The following is a 17,419-nucleotide window of genomic DNA, read 5'->3' as shown; positions in this document are numbered from 1 at the left end:
ACGGATCCCCCATGGCTCTTACCGCCACCATCCGCAAGGCCGAACTGCAGATCAGCGACATGGATCGCGGCTACTACGCGACCCACAACCTGACCCTGGCCCAGCACCCGTCCGAGACCGACGAACGATTGATGGTGCGCCTGCTCGCCTTCGCGCTGAACGCCGGCGACCGCCTGGAATTCGGCCGCGGCCTGAGTACCGACGATGAGCCGGACCTGTGGGAACACGACTACACTGGCGACATCCTGCAATGGATCGACCTGGGCCATCCCGACGAAACCCGCATCCGCAAGGCCAGCAACCGCAGCCGACAGGTGCAGGTGGTCAATTACGGCGGCAACGCCTCGGAAATCTGGTGGGGCAAGCAGGGCAAGGGCCTGGCGCGCTTCGACAACCTGTCGGTGGTTGACCTCGATGGTGCCTTCGTCGAACTGTGGGGCCAGCGGATCCAGCGCGCGATGCGCTGGAGCGTGCTGATCCAGGACGGTGAAGTGCAGCTGCTCAACGATCAGATGCAACTCGACGTGATCCCGAACTGGCGCAAGCGCGCCAAGGCATGAGCACGATCCGCTGCGACGTGGTGGTCATCGGCGCCGGCGCGGCCGGGCTGATGACCGCGATCACGGCTGGCCAGCGCGGCCGCCAGGTGCAGGTGATCGACCATGCCAACAAGGTCGGCAAGAAGATCCTGATGTCCGGCGGTGGCCGCTGCAACTTCACCAATACCGGCACCACCCCGGCCAACTTCCTGTCGGCCAACCCGCACTTCTGCAAGTCCGCGCTGGCGCGCTACACGCCCTGGCACTTCATCGAGCTGGTCAGCAAGCACGGCATCGCCTATCACGAAAAGGAACTGGGCCAGCTGTTCTGCGACATTTCGTCCAAGCAGATCGTGAAGATGCTGGTGGACGAATGCCAGGCGGCCGGTGCCCAGATCCGCACCGAATGCAGCGTGCAGCGCATCGAGCACGGCAGCGATGGTTTCCGCGTGCACACCACCCATGGCCTGTTCCACTGCGCCTCGCTGGTGGTGGCCACCGGCGGCCTGTCGATTCCGAGCATGGGCGCCACCGGCTTCGGCTACGAGATTGCCCGCCAGTTCGGCCACCAGGTACTGCCGACCCGCGCCGGGCTGGTCCCGCTGACGCTGAGCGGCAAGCACCAGGAGCGGCTGGCCGACCTCAGCGGCGTCGCACTGCCGGTCGAGGCGCGCTGCAACGGAAAGAGTTTCCAGAACTTCATGCTGCTGACCCACCGCGGCGTGAGCGGCCCGGCCATCCTGCAGATTTCGTCGTTCTGGCAGCCCGGCGATGCGCTGGAGCTGGACCTGTTGCCGGGCCAGGATGCGGGCGAGTGGCTGCGCCAGATGAAGCGCGAGCGGCCCGCCGCCGAGCTGCGCACCGTGCTGGGCGACGTGATGCCCAAGCGGCTGGCGCAGCGCCTGTGCGAGCACTGGCTGCCGGACCGCCCGGTGCGTCAGCTGGACGAGCCGGTGCTGCGCCAGGCCGCGCAGCTGCTGGGCGCGTTCCCGCTGGTGGCCAGCGGCACCGAGGGCTATCGCACCGCCGAAGTCACCCTGGGCGGCGTGGATACCGCCGAGGTGTCGTCCTCGACAATGGAATCCAAGCGCGTGCCCGGCCTGCATTTCGTCGGCGAGGTGCTGGATGTGACCGGCTGGCTGGGCGGCTACAACTTCCAGTGGGCCTGGGCCAGCGGCCACGCGGCCGGCGGCGTGGTGTGAACCACATCGCCGTTCGTTGCGCGCAAGGGGTGCGCGCATGGACGGTTCGCCGCGCATCGTGTATCTAGATTCGCAGATTGGGGAGCAGTGCATGCAGAACGCGAACGACATCACCATCCGCCTGCTGATCGTCGATGACAGCGGCGAGAATGCCGAAGCCATCGTCAGCACCCTGCGCAACAGCGGCATCGCGGTGCGTCCGTGGCGCCCGCAGGATGCTGCCGAGCTGGCCCAGGTGCTGGCCAGCCAGGCCATCGACCTGGTGCTGGCCTCGCCTTCGCAGGGCATTCCGCTGCCGCTGGTGGCCCAGCATATTGCCGCCAGCGGCAAGGATATTCCGCTGGTACTGCTGGCCGAGCGCATCGACGAAGACGAACTGGTACAGGCCAGCAGCCATGGCATCCGCGCCCTCGCCCTGCGCCAGCGTTCCGAGCACCTGCTGGCCGTGGTCCGTGACCAGTGGGTGGACCTGCAGGCACGGCGTGGCCTGCGCCGCATCGAGGCGCAGATGCGTGAGACCGAGCGCCGCTGCGATGCGCTGATTGCCTCCTCGCGCGATCCCATCGCCTACGTGCATGAAGGCATGCACATCCGTGCCAACGACGCTTACCTGGAGATGTTCGGTTACGAGCATTTCGACGATATCGAAGGCATCTCGCTGCTGGACATGGTTGCCGCGCAGCACGTGGAAGGCTTCAAGCAGCTGCTGAAGGGCCTCAGCCGCGGCGAAGCGCCGCCGCCGCAGTACCAGCTCGACGCGCGCCACCAGGATGGCAGTGCGTTCCCGGCGACGATGGAATTCACCGCCGCCACCTACGAGGGCGAATCCTGCCTGCAGGTGGTGCTCCGCCGCCGCATGGAGTTCGATCCCGAGTTGGCACGCGAGGTCGAGGACCTGCGCCAGCGTGACCAGGTGACCGGCCTGCTCAACCGACCGACCTTCATGCTGCAGTTGGAAAGCGCAGTGGCCCAGGCCGGGCGCAGCGAGGGCCAGTTCGGACTACTGCTGATCGAGCCGGACCACTATGCGCGCCTGCTGCCGGACATCGGCCTGGCCTCGGCCGATACGCTGATCGGCGCCCTCGCCGGCCTGCTGGCCGAAGTAGTTGGCGCGGACGCGCAACTGGCCCGCTTCGGCGAACACAATTTTGCCGTGTTGCAGGCCGGGCCCTACGCGCAGACCGTGGCGCTGGCCGAGCGCATCCGCGAAGCCTACGCCGCACACGTCTTCAGCATCGGCGCGCGTTCGGCCACGGTAACGGTCAGCATCGGTGGCGTGCAGGTGGGCGAGAAGATCGCCAGCATCGGCCAGGTGCTGGCACGCGCGAGCGAATGCACGCAGGCCGCCGCCGAACTGGGCAACACCTGCCGCATCTTCGACCCGGCCGCCGCCGACCGGGTCGAGGAAGAGCGCGTGCTGCGCTGGGTCGCCCGCATCCGCGAGGCGCTGGCTGGCGACGGCTTCCAGCTGCACTACCAGCCGGTGCTGAACCTGCAGGGCGAGCCACTGGAGCTTTACGAGGCCTACCTGCGCCTGGAACACAATGGCGAACTGCTGAGCCCGACCGCGTTCCTGGGCATCGCCGAAGAACACGGGCTGCTGGCCGACATCAACCGCTGGGTGGTCTCGCAGGCGATCGCGGTGCTGGGTGAACGCGCGCGTGCGGGTCATGCCACCCAGGTGCTGGTGAAGGTCACGCCGGAATCGTTCGATGACCCGCAGATGATCGCCACCCTGCGCCGCGAGCTGCAGGCGCAGGGTTTACCCGGCGAACGGCTGTGGCTGCATGCGCCGGAAGCCAAGGTGTTCACCCACCTGCGCAGTGCGCAGCAGTTCCTTGCTGAAGTGGCGCCCCTGGGCTGCCGCATCGGCCTGGAACAGTTCGGTTCCGGACTGGATTCGTTCCAGCTGCTCGCCCACTTCCAGCCGCAGTTCCTCAAGCTGGACCGCGGTTTCACCAGCGATCTGGCGGCCACCCGCGAGAACATCGATCGCATCAGCCAGATCACCGCACGCGCGCAGGAGGCCGGTATCCGCACCATCGCCGAGTTCGTCAGCGACGCCAATTCGATGACCCTGCTGTTCAGTGCCGGCGTGGATTACGTGCAGGGCGATTTCGTCGGCCCGGCGTTGCCGGAGATGGGTTTCGAGTTTGGGTGATGCCTCTCTGTAGAGCCGAGCCATGCTCGGCTGCGGGACTCAAGCGAAGAGCAGCCGAGCATGGCTCGGCTCTACACAAAGAGAAGGCCGGCTTTCGCCGGCCTTTTCGTTGATCAGGTCATGTCGACCAGGTTGTCGATCTTCACGTCCGGATTGACGTCGGCCTCGTAGTCGACGCCCTCCACGCCAAAACCGAACAGGCGCAGGAAGTCGGCCTTGTAACCGGCCAGGTCGCTGATTTCGTACAGGTTCTCGTTGGTCACCTGCGGCCACAGCGCGACCACCTTGCCCTGCACGTCCGCCGCCATTTCCTTGTAGTCGGCACGCAGGCGGCCTTCCTCGTCGACCAGCGCAACGGTGTGGCCATCGCCATCGACCAGATCGTGGCGCAGGCGGTCGACCGCCGTGCCATCGGCCCTGCCGCCGTAAAGGATGTCGTACAGCACGTCGAGCTGCTCGATGCAGCCTTCGTGGGTACCCTTTTCCTTCATCACCTTGAACAGCAGCGACAGGTACAGCGGCATGGTCGGAATGGCCGAGCTGGCCTGGGTCACCACGGCCTTCAGCACCGACACGCGCGCGTCGCCGCCGATTTTCGCCAGCTTCTCGCGCAGGCCCAGCACCTTGGTGTCCAGGTCCTTCTTGGCGGCGCCGATCGAGCCGTTCCAGTAAATCGCCTGGGTGATCTCTTCGCCCACGTAGGTGAAGGCCGTGGTGGTGCAGCCGTTGGCCAGCACGCCGGCATCGGCCAGCGCGTCGATCCACATCTGCCAGTCTTCGCCACCCATCACCGCAACGGTGCCGGCGATCTCTTCCGGCGTGGCAGGCTGCAGAGTGGTCTCGGTGATCACTTCCTTGTCGGTATCCAGGCCACGCAGGGTGATCGGCTCGCCGATCGGCTTCAGCGTGGAGCTGATGATCTCGCCGGTCTTGGGGTGCTTGCGGCGCGGTGCAGCCAGGCTGTACACGACCTGGTCGACCTGGCCGAGATCGGCCTTGATCATCTCGATGGTTTTCGCCTTCACCTCATCGGAGAAGGCATCGCCGTTGATGCTCTTGGCATACAGGCCGGCTTCGTCGGCGTACTTGTGGAACGCGGCCGAGTTGTACCAGCCGGCGGTACCCGGCTTGGATTCACTGCCCGGGCGTTCGAAGAAGATGCCCAGCGTTGCCGCGCCACTGCCGAACGCAGCGGTAATGCGTGCGGCCAGGCCGTAGCCGGTGGAGGCGCCGATCACCAGCACGCGCTTGGGGCCGTTCTGGATCGGCGGGCGCGCGCGGATGTAGTCGATCTGCTGCTTGACCGCGGCTTCGCAGCCAGTCGGGTGGGTAGTGACGCAGATGAAGCCGCGGACACGCGGTTTGATGACCATGGATACCTCGGGTTGGCAGATGCGGCGCACGGGGCGCTCAGCAGGAATACGGGCGCGCGCCTGTGCGCGCGAACCGCAGGATCGTAGTGTGCGGGGGCCGAATGCACAACCGACGCTGGCGTAGGGTGGGGTTTCTTTGCAGGGTTGCACCCTGCACCTGCGGTAGTGCCGGCCGCTGGCCGGCAACCTCAACAGCAACGTCAAAAGCCGGGCTACTGAGGGATGCCGGGGTGGGTCCGGTTGCGGGGGACGCCGTTAACCCGTCCATGGGGGCTTGGCCGCGGCATCCATGCCGCGGACACCCCCGCAACCCGACCCACCCCGCCTTTGACAGTCTTCCGCGATCTGTCGGAACAGCTCTTGGGGTCAGATCCGTTTTTCGAAGGAAAACGGATCTGACCCCAGAATTGTTTCGATATCTGACAAATGTGTCGTCCAAGGTCGACACCTACCCACAGCCGTGGGGATCTGTCAGAGGCGGGGCGGTGTCGGAGTGCGGGGTGTCAGCCGCATGGGCCCGAGGCATGCCTCGGGCGGGTTGGGCAGGACGCCCAACCCCGGTCTTGCCGGGCGCGCAGGACTGCGCGCACGAGCAAGCGGCTGCCAAGCCTACAGGGACGTAATTGCGGCGCCCCCGCACTCCGACACCGCCCCACCAATCCACGGAATGCCCGCTGTTGCTGTTGCTGTTGCTGTTGCCTCTGCAGGTGCAGGGCTGCAAGCCCTGCCAACAAAAAACCCCGCTTGCGCGGGGTTCTCTGCGTGTTGCGTGCAGCGGGACGCTTACGGGCGACGGGCCAGGGCCTCGACGTCCTTCGCCTTCGGCAGGAGGTCCTGCTTGCTGACGCGCAGGAAGCCGATCGTCAGCATCGGCACCGCCACCAGGATCGAGGACAGCACCACGATCACTGCACCGATCATGTGCGTCTCGGCCAGGCCTTCCATCGAGCTGCCACCGTACAGGTACAGGGCCAGCGCGGACAGGAAGAACATCACCGCGGTGATCACCGTACGCGACAGCGTCTGGTTGATCGAGCGGTTCAGCACTTCCATCGAGTCCACGCGCAGGCTGCGGAAGTTCTCGCGGACGCGGTCGAAGACCACGATGATGTCGTTGATCGCAAAGCCCATCACCGAGAGCAGGCCGGCCAGCACGGTCAGGTCGAACTCACGGCCCAGCAGGGACACGTAAGCCACCGTCACGATCAGGTCGAACATCGCCACGATGCTGGCGGTGACCGCGAACTTCCATTCGAAGCGCACCGCGATGTAGATCAGGAAGCCGGCCAGCATGAAGATGGTGGCGTACAGGCCATTCATCGCCAGGTCCTTGCCGATCTGCGGGCCGACGAACTCGTTGCGCAGCACGGTGGCCTGGTTGTCAGCCGTGGACAGTGCCTTCACCACGGCAGCGGCAGTGGCCTTGTCCTCGGCAGCGGCATCACCGGTGCCCGGCGCATGCTCGCCGTGCGGCGCCAGGCGGATGAGCAGATCGGTGTTGCCACCGACGCTCTGCACCTGCGCGCCTTCGAAGCCGTTCTGCTCGAGCTTGGTGCGGACCTGCTCGACGTCCACCGCCTTGTCGAAGCGGGCTTCGATCAGGGTGCCGCCGGTGAAGTCCAGTGCGTAGTTGAAGCCCTTGATGCCGATGATGGCGACCGAGGCCAGGAACACCACGATGGTGACTGCCATGGCGACATGGCGCCAGCGCATGAAGTCGATCTTGGTGTCGTTCGGGAGGATGTGCAGCGGAAACAGTTTCATGTGCGTGTCGTCCCGTCAGATGGCCACGTTCTGGAGCTTCTTGCGGCGGCCGTAGATCAGCGTCGCCAGCGCACGCGACACGGTGATCGCGGTGAACATGGAGGCGAAAATACCGATGATCATGGTCAGCGCGAAGCCCTTCAGCGGACCGGTACCGAATGCAAACAGCGCCACACCGACGATCAGGCCGGTCAGGTTGGCGTCGAGGATGGTGCCCGAAGCACGCTCGTAACCGGTCACGATCGCGGTCTTGCCCGGCACGCCGGCACGCAGCTCTTCTCGGATACGCTCGTTGATCAGCACGTTGGCGTCCACCGACAGGCCGACCGACAACGCCAGGCCGGCGAAGCCCGGCAGGGTCATGGTCGCGCCGAACAGCGACATCACCGCCACCACGATCAGCAGGTTGAACAGCATCGCCGCCGAGGTGATCACACCGAACATGCGGTAGTAGATGCTGAAGAACACCAGGGTGAACAGGAATGCGAACACAACCGCGCGCATGCCGTTCTTGACGTTCTCGGCGCCCAGGCTCGGGCCGACCACGCGCTCTTCGACGAAGTCCATCGGCGCAGCCAGCGAACCCGACTTCAGCAGCTTGGCCAGGTCCTCGGCTTCCTTCTTCTGCAGGCCGGTGGTCTGGAAGTTCTTGCCGAACACACCATTGATGTTGGCCACCGAGATCACTTCCTCGTTGACCTTGAAGCCACGCACTTCCTGGCCGTCGACGACGGTCACGGTCGGCACGCGCTCGGTGTAGACCACCGCCATCGGCTTGTTCACGTTGGCGCTGGTGAAGTCGAACATGCGCTGGCCGCCGACATTGTTCAGCGTCACGCTGACGGCCGGAGAGCCACTGTTCGGATCGGTCACCGCCTGCGCGCCGACCATCTGGTCACCGGTGACGATCACGCGCTTGTTCAGCAGCACCGGGCCCAGGCCGTCACGACGCTGGTACACCTTCGCCTCCGGCGGGATGCGGCCGGAATTGATGGCGTCCTGCGCATTGCCCTCGACCACCGCGCGGTACTCCAGGGTGGCGGTGGCGCCGATCATGCGCTTGGCTTCGGCGGTGTCCTGCACACCCGGCAGCTGCACGACCACGCGGTCTGCACCCTGCCGCTGGATGATCGGTTCGGCCACGCCCAACTGGTTCACACGGTTGCGCAGGGTGTTGATGTTCTGCTCGATGGCGCCATTGGCGATCTGGGTGATCTCGGTCTCCGGCACGGTGACTGTGATGCGGTTGCCACTGACGTCATAGCCCAGCGTCGGCTGCGCCTTCACCAGGGCGGCGCGCGCACGCTGCGCGGCGTCGTCGCCGGCGGACGGGCTCAGGTTGGCCACGATGCTGTTGTCGGCACGGCGTTCCACCGACTGGTACGGAATGCGGGCGTCGCGCAGCGTGCTGCGCACGTCTTCGGTGTAGGCATCCAGGCGCTTGTCGAGGGCAGCCTTCTGGTCGACCTGCAGCACGAAATGCACGCCGCCCTGCAGGTCCAGGCCCAGCACCATCGGGCGACCGCCGAGGTTGGCCAGCCAGTCCGGCACGGTCGAAGCCAGGTTCAGCGCCACGGTGTACTTCTCGCCGACGGTGTCACGCAGGACGTCGCTGGCAGCGGACTGCGACTTCAGGTCCGACAGGCGGACGATCAGGCTTTCCCCTTCCTTTTCGGCACCGATGGTGGCGATGCCGGCCTTTTTCAGGTCGGCCAGCACACGGTCGCGCAGCGCATCGTCGATCTGCCCGCCACGGTTGGCGGTGATCTGGATGGCCGGGTCCTTCTGGTAGATGTTGGGCAGCGCGTACAGCGCGCTGAGCGCCAGTACGATCAGGATGACGACGTACTTCCAGCGTGGAAATTCGAGCATTGCTTGGGTCCCGCGCGGCGCCATCCCCGGCGCCGCGGTTGTGCTTCGGAAAGGGAGTGGCTTACTGGGCCGACTTCAGGGTACCGGCCGGCAGCACGTTGCCGACAGCGCCCTTCTGCACGCGGATGCGCACGTTGTCAGCCACTTCAATGGTGATGAAGTTGTCGCCGATGTCGGTGACGATGCCGGCGATGCCGCCGTTGGTCAGCACTTCGTCGCCGCGCTTGATCTTCTCCAGCATGGCCTTGTGCTCCTTCTGCCGCTTCATCTGCGGGCGGATCATCAGGAAGTACATGATGGCGATCAGGATGATCGGGAACAGCAGCGTGGTCAGGCCCATGCCCTGCGGTTGGCCGCCGGCGGCCTGGGCGTGGGCGGCGGGAATCAGGAAGGCAAGCAGGTTCATCGTTGGTCCTTTGGTTGGGCGGCGCTCCCGTCCCTTCAGGGGCGGGGGTGTCGACCGCGGATCTGGGTCAGCCTTGAAGTATGCCACGGCCCCGGGCGTTCGTCCTTGGGCCGTTTGGCAGGGGGCGTCCGGGTTACAGGACCGGCGCGACCGCTCCGCGTGCCGCGTAGAAAGACTCACGGAAGGCCAGGAAGGTTCCCGCCTCGATGGCCGCACGGATGTCGGCCATGAGCTTTTCGTAATAGAACAGGTTGTGCAGGGTGCCCAGCATCGGCGCCAGCATCTCGTTGCAACGGTCCAGGTGGCGCAGGTAGGAACGGGTATAGCCACCGGTGCAGGCCACGCAGCCGCAGCCCGGCTCGATCGGTTCCATGTCGCGCGCGTACTGGGAATTACGGATGCGGACGGTGCCGAACGAGGTGAAATAATGGCCGTTGCGCGCATTGCGGGTCGGCATCACGCAGTCGAACATGTCCACGCCACGTGCGACACCCTCGACCAGGTCCTCCGGCCGGCCCACACCCATCAGATAGCGCGGACGGTCGCTTGGCAGCTCCGGGTCCAGGTGGTCGAGCATGGCGTTGCGCTCGTGCTCCGGCTCGCCCACGGCCAGGCCGCCGATGGCATAGCCGTCGAAGCCGATCGCCTGCAGGGCCTCGGCCGAACGGCTGCGCAGATCGGTGTGCACGCCCCCTTGGACGATGCCGAACAGGGCCGCGTCGTTGCCGAGCTCGTCATGCGCGTTGCGGCTGCGCTGGGCCCAGCGCAGGCTCAGCTCCATCGAGCGGCGCGCCACATCCTCGGTGGCCGGATAAGGGGTGCACTCGTCGAAGATCATCACCACGTCCGAATCGAGCACCTTCTGGATCTTCATGCTCTCTTCCGGGCCCAGGAACACGCGGGCACCATCGGTGGGCGAGGCGAAGGTCACGCCCTGCTCGGTGATCTTGCGGCGGTGGGCCAGCGAGAACACCTGGAAACCACCCGAATCGGTCAGGATCGGGCCATCCCAGCGGCAGAAGCCATGCAGGCCGCCGTGGTCGGCGATGATGTCCAGGCCCGGGCGCAGGTACAGGTGGAAGGTGTTGCCGAGGATGATCTCGGCGCCCAGCGCCCGCACCTGGTCCGGCAGGATGCCCTTGACCGAGCCATAGGTCCCCACCGGCATGAAGGCCGGCGTTTCCACCGTGCCACGCGGGAAGGTCAGGCGGCCACGGCGGGCACGGCCGTCGCGGGTCTGGAGCTGGAACTGCAATCGGGACATGGAGCGGTCATTCGGGCAAATAGTTGCCCATTGTCTCCCAAAACCGCCCTCCCTGCTCCGGTAGCGCCGGGCCATGCCCGGCGGAGCGGTTTGCCCGGGATGGCCGGGGCTACCGGATTCATCACGCATGGTGTGGATCTACCTGGGCAGTAGAGCCACGCCTTGCGTGGCTTTCCTGGTCTCCAGGCACCTGCAAGTGCGCACCAACGGTGCCCACCCACCACAAGCAGGCAGAGGTCAGCGCCCTACCCCCGCCTGCGGGAACAGCAGCATCGCGTCGCCGTAGCTGAAGAAGCGGTAGCGCTGCTCGATCGCGTGCCGGTAGGCCTCGAACACCCGCTCCTTGCCGGCAAACGCGGAAATCATCATCAGCAGGGTGCTTTCCGGCAGGTGGAAGTTGGTCACCATCGCGTCGACGCTGCGGATGCGGTAGCCCGGGGTGATGAAGATCTGCGTTTCACCGGCAAACGGCAGCAGCTCGCCATCGCGCATCGCACTTTCCAGCGCGCGCACCACGGTGGTGCCGACGCCGATCACCCGGCCGCCGGCGGCGCGCGTGCGCCGCACCTGCTGCACCAGTTCGGCGCCGACGTTCAGCCACTCTCGGTGCATCACGTGGTCCTTCAGGTCATCGGCGCGCACCGGCTGGAAGGTGCCCGCCCCCACGTGCAGGGTGACGTGGCCGAAGTCCACGCCCTTCTCCTTCAGCGCGGCCAGCAGCGGTTCGTCGAAATGCAGGCCGGCGGTCGGTGCCGCCACCGCGCCCACTTCGCGCGCGAACACGGTCTGGTAGCGCTCGCGATCGTCCACGCCCGGCTCACGCTGGATGTACGGCGGCAGCGGCAGGCGGCCGGCGTGCAGCAGCCACTGCTCCAGCGACTCAGGCACGTGGAACTGCAGCACGTAGAACTCGCCATCGCGACCCAGCACCTCGGCCTCCCCACCGGCATCCAGCGCAATGCGGCTGCCGGCCTTCGGCGACTTGCTGGCGCCGACCTGGGCACGGGCCTGCTGGCCACCGAGCAGGCGCTCGATCAGGATCTCCACGCGGCCGCCGCTGGCCTTCTGCCCGAACAGGCGCGCCGGGATCACGCGGGTGTCGTTGAACACCAGCAGGTCGCCCGGCTGCAGCAGGGACGGCAGGTCGCGCACCTGCAGATCGGTGAAGGCCGCAGGTGCGGCCGGCACCAGCATCAGGCGGCTGGCGGAACGTTCGGCCAAGGGAGCCTGCGCGATCAGTTCAGCCGGCAGGTCGTAGTGGAAATCGGACTTCTTCAAGGCAGTGGGCGGCAACAGGTCGACAATGGCGCGCATTGTACGTCCAGCGTCTGGGAGCCGGCGCGCTTCGCGGCGAACGTCGCGCAAAATGCTGCTATGCAGCAGGTTTCTGCGGGGTTATCGCGCAAAAAAACAAGTGCTAGCATCGAACCGGAAGTCCGCTGCACGAGCCTGCCCCCAAGCGCGCGTGATGACGCGCGTTTTGCATTTGAAGGCCCGTGCGACCCATCGTTTCAGGAGATCTGCAATGAGCTTCATCGAACGCCTCGCCCCCCTGCGCGCCCAGCCCGGCACCCGCCTCACCTCCGGCCTGGACGACGCCACGCTGACCGCCCTGTCCGCCAACCACCCGCAGCTGATCGCCGCGGTGGACGCCGCCGCCGAGGAATTCGCGCGCGTGCAGGCCGACCTGGGGCCGCTGCTGGCGCAGGACGAACAGGCGCAGATCGACGCGATGCAGGATGGTTTCGTCAACTTCTACGCCGATGACGCGGTGACCCCGTACGTGGCACTGGCTGCGCGCGGCCCGTGGGTGGTCACCCTGAAGGGCGCCGTGCTGTACGACGCTGGCGGCTACGGCATGCTCGGCTTCGGGCACACCCCGGACGCCGTGTTGGAGGCAATGGCCCGCCCGCAGGTGATGGCCAACATCATGACCCCCAGCCTGTCGCAGCAGCGCTTCATCACCGCCCTGCGCGCCGAGATCGGCCATCGCCGTGGCGGCTGCCCATTCGCCCGTTTCATGTGCCTGAATTCCGGCTCCGAAGCGGTCGGCCTGGCCGCGCGCATCGCCGACGTCAACGCCAAGCTGCAGACCGACCCGGGTGCGCGCCACGCTGGCGCTGCGATCAAGCGCGTGGTGGTCAAGGGCAGCTTCCATGGCCGTACCGACCGCCCTGCCCTGTATTCCGATTCCAGCCGCAAGAGCTACATGCAGCACCTGGCCAGCTACCGTGGCGAGGATTCGGTGATCACCGTGGCGCCGTACGATGAGGCCGGCCTGCGCAAGGTGTTCGAGGACGCCGCACGCAACCAGTGGTTCATCGAGGCGGTGTTCCTGGAGCCGGTGATGGGCGAAGGCGACCCGGGCCGCTCGGTGCCGCCGTCGTTCTACGCCGTGGCCCGCGAACTGACCCGTGCGCATGGCAGCCTGCTGCTGCTCGACTCGATCCAGGCCGGCCTGCGCGCGCATGGCGTGCTCTCGGTGGTCGATTACCCGGGCTTCGAAGGCTTGGACCCGCCGGACATGGAAACCTATTCGAAGGCGCTGAACGCCGCGCAGTACCCGCTGTCGGTGCTGGCGGTGACCGAGCATGCCGCGCAGCTGTACCGCAAGGGCATCTACGGCAACACCATGACCAGCAACCCGCGTGCGCTGGACGTGGCCTGCGCCACGCTGGCCCAGCTGACCCCACAGGTGCGCGCCAACATCGCCGAACGTGGCGCCGAAGCCGTACGCAAGCTGGAGCAGCTGAAGAACGAGCTGGGCGGCCTGATCACCAAGGTGCAGGGTACCGGCCTGCTGTTCTCCTGCGAGCTGGCGCCGCAGTTCAAGTGCTACGGCGCCAATTCCACCGAAGAATGGCTGCGCCAGCACGGCATCAACGTGATCCACGGTGGCGAGAACTCGCTGCGCTTCACCCCGCACTTCGGCATGGACAGCGAGGAGCTGGACCTGCTGGTGGGGATGGTCGGCCGTGCCCTGCGTGAAGGCCCGCACCGCGAACAGGCCGCTGCCGCGTAAGCCTGCTTGGCGTTTGTAGAGTCGAGCCATGCTCGACTCGGCCTTTGCCGCGATCTGAACGAAGAGCAGCCGAGCATGGCTCGGCTCTACAGAAGGGCTCATAATCCAAGGACACCCCGTCCCCGACCGCCCTGCGGTTGGCGACGGGGCGTTTTCGTTTCCGGCCAAGAGACAGGAAGATCCATGAAATCGATCTGTGTGTACTGTGGTTCCAACGCTGGCAGCAAGCCGGCCTACACCGAACGCGCCATTGCCCTGGGCGACCGCATTGCCCGCGACGGCCTGCGCCTGGTGTATGGCGGCGGCAACGTCGGCCTGATGGGAACCGTGGCCAATGCCGTGCTCGCCGCTGGCGGCGAGGTGACCGGCGTGATCCCGCGCCAGCTGGCCGACTGGGAAGTGGCCCACCGCGGCCTGACCGAACTGGAGATCGTCGGTTCGATGCATGAGCGCAAGTCGCGCATGTTCGATCTTGCTGACGGCTTCGTCGCCCTGCCCGGCGGCTTCGGCACCATGGAAGAGATCTTTGAAATGCTGACCTGGCGCCAGCTGGGCATCGGCAACAAGCCGTGCGCCTTCCTCGATGTGGAAGGTTTCTACGCCCCGCTGATCGGCATGATCGATCGCATGGTGGAAGAGCGCTTCCTGCACCCGGACCAGCGCCAGGACCTGTGGTACGGCTCGGACATCGAAGCGATGCTGGAGTGGATGCAGAACTACCAGCCGGCCCAGGCCTCGAAGTGGATCGACGAGAAGCGTCGCGCTGCCCTGCGTTGATGCAGCCGCACGCGGTGGGCTCAGGCCGCCGCGTGCGACCACGGGGCGGGCCGCCCCAACAGGTAGCCCTGGCCGTAGTCGCAACCCAGTTCGCGCAGGGTCTGCCGCTGCGCCTCGGTCTCGATTCCTTCGCCGATGGTTTCGATGCCCAGCGTGCGCGCCAGCGACAGCACGCCCTCGACCAGCGCGCGCGTGCTCTGCACTTCCGGCCCATGCAGGCCTGCGATGAAACTCTGGTCGATCTTCAACGTGCTGATCGGGAAACGGTGCAGGTAGGACAGCGCGGAGAAGCCCGTACCGAAATCGTCCAGCTGCACCTGGATGCCGCGCTCGCGCAGCCCCTGCAGGATGCGCAGGGTGTGCGGGGCATCATCCAGCAGCGCCACCTCGGTTATTTCCAGCCGCAGCCGCTGCGGATCGGCCCCGTATGCGTCCAGCAGGCCGAACAGGCGGCCGCTGAACTCCGCAGAGCGGAAATGCCGCGGTGATACGTTGACCGATACATAGCTGTGCCCGCCTTCGGCGAGGCCAATGATCACCTGTTCGTAGATCAGCCAGTCGACCTGCTCGATCAGGCCGCTTTCCTCGCCCAGCTCCAGGAACGCGCCGGGCAGCAGCAGGCCACGGCGCTCATGCTGCCAGCGCAGCAGCGCCTCGTGGCCGACCACTTCACCGTCGGACAAGCGCACGATCGGCTGGTAGAACGGTACGAAATCGCGGTTGTTGATCGCACGGCGCAGGTCGGCTTCCAGGTCCAGGCTGCGCATGGCTTCTTCGCGCATGTCCTCGTCGAAAATCGCACAGCGGTCATGGCCCTGCGCCTTGGCCCGGTACATGGCCGCATCCGCATCGCGCAGCAGCTCTTCTCCGGTGCGGTAGCGCGGATTCCACAGGGCAATGCCCAGGCTGCCGGACGGAAACAGTTCGCGCCCGGCGATCCACATCGATTCCTGCAACGCCAGCAGCAGCCGCTGGCCGAAATCCAGTGCCTGGGCCAGACCTTGCGGGCATTGCAGCAGCACCGCGAATTCATCACCGCCCAGCCGTGCCACCACGTCGTCGGCGCCGGCCATCGATACGATGCGCTTGGCCACTTCCTCCAGCATGCGGTCGCCGGCGGCATGCCCGATGCTGTCGTTGACCAGCTTGAAGCGATCCAGATCGAGGAACAGTACGGCGAACACCGGGCCACCCTCACGCCTGGCCAGCACCAGCGCATCCTGCAGTCGATCCAGCAGGTGCAGGCGATTGGGCAGGCCGGTCAGCGCATCGTGCATGGCCTGATGGGTGAGCCGCTGCTCGGCCCGCAGCCGCTCGCCGATCTGCCCGAGCAGCTTTTCGTTGACCTCGGCCAGCTCGCGGGTACGTTCTTCCACGCGCTTTTCCAGTTCGGCATGCGCCGAACGCAGCCGCTGCTGGTCGCGTTGACGGGCCAGGCCGGTACCGATGTTCTGCGCGACGAAGGTCAGCAGGCGCTGGTCGTGAACGCTGAACGTGCTGTTCTCGCTGTAGCTCTGCACCACGATCGCGCCGACCACTTCGTCGTCGCGCAGCAGCGGCACGCCCAGCCAGCAGTGCGAACGTGCACCGGATTCACGCACCTCGCCACTGGCCAGCAGCGCATCGATCTGCGCGCGCGAGGCCAGCAGCGGGCGCCGGTTGCGCACCACGTATTCGGTCAGGCCCCGGCTGAAGGGCCGTGGCGCGCGGCTGGCATTGTGCTCGTCCACCGAATACACGAAATCCAGGCCGTTGCCGGCAGGGTTGACCAGGGCGATGTAGAAATTGCGCGCGTCGAGCAGGCGCCCGACCACGCCGTGCACCTGCCCGTAGAACTGAGCCAGGCTGTCGGCCGACATCGCCATTTCGGCGATGTTGTACAGGGCGGTCTGCAGCTGTTCGGCACGACGACGCTCGGCTACCTCGTCCTGCAGGCTGTGGTTGGCCCGCTGCAGTTCCTGGGTGCGCCGCGCCACCTGCTGTTCCAACCGGACCTGCGCCTGGCGCCGATCCATCGCGGTCTGCACGTGCTGGGCGACGAAGCCCAGCAGTGCGCGCTCGGCCTCGCCGTAGCGGGCGGCCTGTTCATAGCTCTGAACCACGATGGCCCCGCAGACGCGGCCGTCGCGCAGCATCGGCACGCCCAGCCAGTCCAGGCTTTCGGGACCGCGCTGCGGGTCATGCTCCTGTTCCATCACCTGCGCCAGCAGTTTGCGCGAAGGGCCACTGAGCGGCTTGCCATGGCGCAGCAGCGCCACGGTCAGGCTGCGCGGCATCTCGCTGGCGTCATGGCTCTGCGTGGGATCGGCGACGAAGTCATCGACCTGATCGGCAAAGTACAGGAACCGGATCTGGTCGCGCACATCGTCGTATTCCACGATGTAGCAGTTCTCGGCATACATCAGCGTGCCGAGCACGCCATGCACGTGGCGCAGCATCTCGGGCATTTCCAGGTCGGCACCGGCCAGATCGGCAATCTGGAACAGGGCCTGCTGCAGCCGCTCGGCCTCTTCCAGTGCCTTGATCTGGCCGGCTTGGCGGCCGCGCTGCAGCGCCAGCTCCATCGCCTGCCGGGCAACCCCCCACCATGCAGGCGAAGGCGCCGCCCCGGCTACCGACAACAGCAACCGCGCACCGTCGTATTCCCAGCCATGCTGACCCTCGCCGATTCCCGGCTCCGCGGCCACCGGGCCGGCAACTGCTGGCGACGGCCAGCCGCCCTGGCCACGACCGAGCTGCGGGTCGTCCCAGCCAACGCGAACCACGGCCGTTTCCGGCAAAAGCGCATGCAACGCGCGCACCAGCGCCGTGCTCAGCACGGCCTCGTGTGGTGACTCTTCCGCCGGTTCAGCATGCGTGGACAAATGACAATCTCTTGGCGCCGTCTGTGCGTCGCCTCCCCTGAGCCGCCGAGCATAGCGCGCCACCCGGGGGGCAATGGAAGCCCGTAAACCCCGAATCGTGCACCCGTACGTTTTTCCTGCTGTCCGTAGCCCCATCCGAGCCATGACCCTCGCCCTGCCCGCCCCCGCCACCGGC

The 17,419-nt window shown here is 66.5% G+C and carries 12 protein-coding genes; 5 read left to right on the top strand and 7 right to left on the bottom strand.

The window, feature by feature from the left end:
* Nucleotides 1-11: 11 nt before the first annotated feature.
* The 3 genes from ROV95_RS18105 (at nt 12) to ROV95_RS18095 (ending at nt 3,902) form a co-directional block, all read left to right on the top strand.
* The gene (locus ROV95_RS18105) at nt 12-560 is read left to right on the top strand and encodes a YaeQ family protein (RefSeq protein WP_312545633.1); all 549 of its coding nucleotides are present in this window, start codon (nt 12-14) and stop codon (nt 558-560) included.
* The gene (locus ROV95_RS18100) at nt 557-1,741 is read left to right on the top strand and encodes an NAD(P)/FAD-dependent oxidoreductase (protein WP_312545631.1); all 1,185 of its coding nucleotides are present in this window, start codon (nt 557-559) and stop codon (nt 1,739-1,741) included. Before ROV95_RS18105 ends, ROV95_RS18100 begins: the two co-directional genes overlap by 4 nt.
* 91 nt (nt 1,742-1,832) lie before the next feature.
* Nucleotides 1,833-3,902, top strand: coding sequence for an EAL domain-containing protein (locus tag ROV95_RS18095; protein ID WP_111104613.1), 2,070 nt, complete (start codon nt 1,833-1,835; stop codon nt 3,900-3,902).
* 113 nt (nt 3,903-4,015) lie between these two features.
* On the opposite strand, the gene fabV is transcribed toward ROV95_RS18095, so the two are convergent.
* The 6 genes from fabV to queA all read right to left on the bottom strand — a co-directional run bounded on the left by fabV (nt 4,016) and on the right by queA (nt 11,895).
* The gene (fabV, locus tag ROV95_RS18090; RefSeq protein ID WP_111099175.1) at nt 4,016-5,275 is read right to left on the bottom strand and encodes an enoyl-ACP reductase FabV; all 1,260 of its coding nucleotides are present in this window, start codon (nt 5,273-5,275) and stop codon (nt 4,016-4,018) included.
* A gap of 783 nt (nt 5,276-6,058) precedes the next feature.
* On the bottom strand, nt 6,059-7,039 hold the full coding sequence (gene secF, locus ROV95_RS18085) for a protein translocase subunit SecF (RefSeq protein ID WP_021202635.1): 981 nt from the start codon (nt 7,037-7,039) through the stop codon (nt 6,059-6,061).
* Between the two features lie 15 nt (nt 7,040-7,054).
* Nucleotides 7,055-8,911: a protein translocase subunit SecD gene (gene secD / locus ROV95_RS18080; protein WP_058981764.1), complete on the bottom strand. Its 1,857-nt coding sequence runs from the start codon at nt 8,909-8,911 to the stop codon at nt 7,055-7,057.
* 61 nt (nt 8,912-8,972) lie between these two features.
* Nucleotides 8,973-9,317, bottom strand: coding sequence for a preprotein translocase subunit YajC (gene yajC, locus ROV95_RS18075; RefSeq protein WP_006434333.1), 345 nt, complete (start codon nt 9,315-9,317; stop codon nt 8,973-8,975).
* 133 nt (nt 9,318-9,450) lie between these two features.
* Nucleotides 9,451-10,581, bottom strand: a complete 1,131-nt coding sequence (gene tgt / locus ROV95_RS18070; RefSeq protein ID WP_312545624.1) for a tRNA guanosine(34) transglycosylase Tgt — start codon at nt 10,579-10,581, stop codon at nt 9,451-9,453.
* Nucleotides 10,582-10,818: 237 nt separating this feature from the next.
* Nucleotides 10,819-11,895, bottom strand: coding sequence for a tRNA preQ1(34) S-adenosylmethionine ribosyltransferase-isomerase QueA (gene queA / locus ROV95_RS18065; protein WP_111104032.1), 1,077 nt, complete (start codon nt 11,893-11,895; stop codon nt 10,819-10,821).
* Nucleotides 11,896-12,106: 211 nt separating this feature from the next.
* Between queA and ROV95_RS18060 the strand changes: the two genes are divergently transcribed.
* Together ROV95_RS18060 and ROV95_RS18055 are read left to right on the top strand one after the other, a co-directional pair.
* On the top strand, nt 12,107-13,603 hold the full coding sequence (locus ROV95_RS18060; protein ID WP_312545623.1) for an aminotransferase class III-fold pyridoxal phosphate-dependent enzyme: 1,497 nt from the start codon (nt 12,107-12,109) through the stop codon (nt 13,601-13,603).
* Nucleotides 13,604-13,786: 183 nt separating this feature from the next.
* Nucleotides 13,787-14,380: a TIGR00730 family Rossman fold protein gene (locus ROV95_RS18055; protein WP_019661256.1), complete on the top strand. Its 594-nt coding sequence runs from the start codon at nt 13,787-13,789 to the stop codon at nt 14,378-14,380.
* Nucleotides 14,381-14,400: 20 nt separating this feature from the next.
* On the opposite strand, the gene ROV95_RS18050 is transcribed toward ROV95_RS18055, so the two are convergent.
* Complete coding sequence (locus ROV95_RS18050; protein ID WP_188249812.1) at nt 14,401-17,244, bottom strand: EAL domain-containing protein; 2,844 nt, start codon at nt 17,242-17,244, stop codon at nt 14,401-14,403.
* Between the last annotated feature and the right edge of the window lie 175 nt (nt 17,245-17,419).

The organism is Stenotrophomonas maltophilia group sp. msm1 (genome assembly GCF_032025805.1).
Lineage (GTDB): Bacteria > Pseudomonadota > Gammaproteobacteria > Xanthomonadales > Xanthomonadaceae > Stenotrophomonas > Stenotrophomonas hibiscicola.
The sequence above is the reverse complement of the archived record's forward strand: the minus strand, read 5'-3'. Positions and strand labels throughout refer to the sequence as shown.

What these genes read in the sequence shown, in the direction of transcription:
- ROV95_RS18105 (WP_312545633.1), top strand. Translation starts at nt 12, where the DNA reads ATGGCTCTTACCGCCACCATCCGCAAGGCCGAACTGCAGATCAGCGAC.
- ROV95_RS18100 (WP_312545631.1), top strand. Translation starts at nt 557, where the DNA reads ATGAGCACGATCCGCTGCGACGTGGTGGTCATCGGCGCCGGCGCGGCC.
- ROV95_RS18095 (WP_111104613.1), top strand. Translation starts at nt 1,833, where the DNA reads ATGCAGAACGCGAACGACATCACCATCCGCCTGCTGATCGTCGATGAC.
- fabV (WP_111099175.1), bottom strand. Translation starts at nt 5,275, where the DNA reads ATGGTCATCAAACCGCGTGTCCGCGGCTTCATCTGCGTCACTACCCAC.
- secF (WP_021202635.1), bottom strand. Translation starts at nt 7,039, where the DNA reads ATGAAACTGTTTCCGCTGCACATCCTCCCGAACGACACCAAGATCGAC.
- secD (WP_058981764.1), bottom strand. Translation starts at nt 8,911, where the DNA reads ATGCTCGAATTTCCACGCTGGAAGTACGTCGTCATCCTGATCGTACTG.
- yajC (WP_006434333.1), bottom strand. Translation starts at nt 9,317, where the DNA reads ATGAACCTGCTTGCCTTCCTGATTCCCGCCGCCCACGCCCAGGCCGCC.
- tgt (WP_312545624.1), bottom strand. Translation starts at nt 10,581, where the DNA reads ATGTCCCGATTGCAGTTCCAGCTCCAGACCCGCGACGGCCGTGCCCGC.
- queA (WP_111104032.1), bottom strand. Translation starts at nt 11,895, where the DNA reads ATGCGCGCCATTGTCGACCTGTTGCCGCCCACTGCCTTGAAGAAGTCC.
- ROV95_RS18060 (WP_312545623.1), top strand. Translation starts at nt 12,107, where the DNA reads ATGAGCTTCATCGAACGCCTCGCCCCCCTGCGCGCCCAGCCCGGCACC.
- ROV95_RS18055 (WP_019661256.1), top strand. Translation starts at nt 13,787, where the DNA reads ATGAAATCGATCTGTGTGTACTGTGGTTCCAACGCTGGCAGCAAGCCG.